Annotated in this window: 1 protein-coding gene; it reads right to left on the bottom strand. The window is 73.6% G+C overall.

From position 1 onward, the window contains the following. Window positions 1–387, bottom strand: a 387-nt coding sequence (locus C1I99_RS31890) for an NAD-dependent epimerase/dehydratase family protein (RefSeq protein ID WP_146604122.1), incomplete at its 3' end; no start/stop codon positions are given. Between the last annotated feature and the right edge of the window lie 90 nt (window positions 388–477).

Raw genomic sequence — 477 nt, 5'->3', positions numbered from 1 at the left:
GCGGTAGGCCCCTTCGCCGTAGACCACCATCGAGCTGGCCAGCACCAGCCGGCTCACTCCGGCCCGGTGCATGGCGGCGAGCAGCACCGCGGTGCCGTAGTCGTTGTGGCTGACGTACTGCGGCGCATCGGAGGGGTCGAGGCCGTGGCCGACCATGGCCGCCTGGTGGCAGACCGCGTCCACCCCTGGCAGCAGCCGGTCGAGCAGGTCGGCGTCGCGGACGTCGCCGACCACCGGGTGGTGCGGCCGGGACCAGTCGGGCAGCTCACCCCCGTGCGCCTGCGGCAGCAGCGCGTCCAGGCACACCACCTCGTGCCCTTCGGCGGCGAGCAGGTCGGCGACCTGCGATCCGATGAAGCCGGCCGCGCCGGTGACCAGTACCCGCATTCCGGTCACGGTAGGACAGCGGGCGCCGCCGCACGGCGGATCCGCCCGATCGTCAGGACTTGGTAAGGATCGCCCACCCCCGCCCGGCAC

It is taken from the genome of Micromonospora deserti, from assembly GCF_003236335.1.
In the GTDB taxonomy this organism is placed as follows: domain Bacteria; phylum Actinomycetota; class Actinomycetes; order Mycobacteriales; family Micromonosporaceae; genus Micromonospora; species Micromonospora deserti.
The sequence above is the reverse complement of the archived record's forward strand: the minus strand, read 5'-3'. Positions and strand labels throughout refer to the sequence as shown.